Here is a 1,777-nt window from a genome sequence, read left to right as displayed (position 1 = left end):
GCCGGAGACCGGAGGGGAGCCGGTCGCACGGCGGGGCCGGCCGGCCGCTCGCGCCGCTCGACGCGCATCGGCAGCCCGCCCTTGGGGCGCAGGGTGACCATCGGCTCCTTGACTGGCCCGGGCCCGTCCACCGCCCGCAGCCGGGCCTGCTGGGCGAGGGTGGCCAGCACCACATGGCCGTTGAGCAGTGCGTGGCGGTTCCCGATGCAGACCCGGTGGCCGGCCCCGAAGGGCAGGTAGGCGTGGCGGGGGATCCGGGCCTCGCGTTCGGGCGAGAACCGGTCGGGGTCGAAACGCTCCGGGTCGGGGAAGTAGTCGGCCCGCCGGTGCAGTACGTACGGGCTGAACACCACGGCCGTGCCCGCCGGGATGAGGTGGCCGAGCACCTCGACGTCCTCGGTCGCCTGCCGGGTGAACATGTAGACCGGCGGATAGAGGCGCATGGCCTCCTTGAACACCTGGAGCGCGTACGGGAGTCGGGGCAGGTCCTGGAGGGTCACCGGGCGGTCCCCGAGTGCCTCGTCCACCTCGGTGAGCAGCCGCTCGTACGCCCGGGGGTGCCCGGCCAGCAGGTGGAAGCTCCAGGTCAGCGCGGTGGCGGTGGTCTCGTGGCCGGGCATGAACATGTTCAGGGCCTCGTCCCTGATCTGCCGGTCGCTGATCGGGACGCCGTCCTCGTGCCTGGTCTCCATCAGCAGGTTCAGCCAGTCGTCCGGCCGCTCGGTCATCGCCCGCCGCTCGGAGAGCAGGGCGTAGAAGGTCCGCTCCAGGCGGTCGATCGCGCGCCGGTAGCGGAGGTTCGCCGGGGTCGGCCACTCGATGGTCAGCGGGATCAGCGCGCTGGCCTGTGAGTCGAATCCGTGGATGGCGTCGGTGAGCGCGTTGCCCAACTCGCCGGCCTCGTCCAGGATGTCGCGGCTGAACAGGTTCTGGCCGACGATGCCGAGGACCACCCGGACCATCTCCCGGCGCACGTCGATCACCCGGCCGTCGGCCCAGCCGGCCGACACCGTCCGGGCGACCCGGGCGGGGACGTCGGCGGAGGTCTTCACCGCGGCGGTCCGGAACCGGGGCTGGATGATCCGGCGGTTGCGCCGGTGCTCCTCGTTGGTCGCGGTCAGCAGTCCGTCACCGAGCAGCGGCCGGGCGAAGGAGCGGAATCGGTCGGTCTTCTCGAAAAGGCCGCCGTGCCTGACCAGGATCTCGTGGATCAGCTCGACCGAGTTGGCGAGGTAGAGCTCCTGTCCGGCGATCGTGTAGCTGCCGAGATCTCCGCAGTCCTGGAACGTGCGCGTGAAGAGGGAGAGCCGGTCCTGCTTGAACTCCCAGGTGTTCCCGACGACGGGGCGCCCTTTGATCTTCGGCACCGTCGGGTTCGTCCGGGTGCGGGCTTGAGCCATTTCCCCTGCCTTTCCGTGGTGGAACGCAGCCGAATGCGATGTCCGGGTCCCGGCAGAATTCAAGCGCGCGGCCGGACGGGCGGCAATCGGCCGGACAGCTAGTTGCCAGCCGGACATCTTGCTGCCAGATCCTGGGGGCCGGCAGGTGGGCGACCTTATGGTCGGTTCGGTATCTCATGGCCGGATGCGGTGTGATTCGCCGGTCCGTCCTGAATTCGACCGGACGTCAGGATGAGCTGCTGATGAATACCTTGCTGACCGGGGGTTCCGCGAAGGACCGGGTGGCCGAGCTGCACGATCTTGGGGAGAAGGTCCGCCGGGGCCCGAGCGAGAAGGCGACCGAGGCGCAGCATGCCAAGGGGAAGCTGACGGCTCGT

General features: G+C 70.1%; 1 protein-coding gene. It reads right to left on the bottom strand.

The features are described 5' to 3' along the window. Positions 1-1,367, bottom strand: a 1,367-nt coding sequence (locus tag UK12_RS32465) for a cytochrome P450 (protein ID WP_197085362.1), incomplete at its 3' end; no start/stop codon positions are given. Positions 1,368-1,777: the final 410 nt, after the last annotated feature.

The organism is Saccharothrix sp. ST-888 (assembly GCF_000955975.1).
Classification (GTDB): domain Bacteria; phylum Actinomycetota; class Actinomycetes; order Streptomycetales; family Streptomycetaceae; genus Kitasatospora.
The sequence above is the reverse complement of the archived record's forward strand: the minus strand, read 5'-3'. Positions and strand labels throughout refer to the sequence as shown.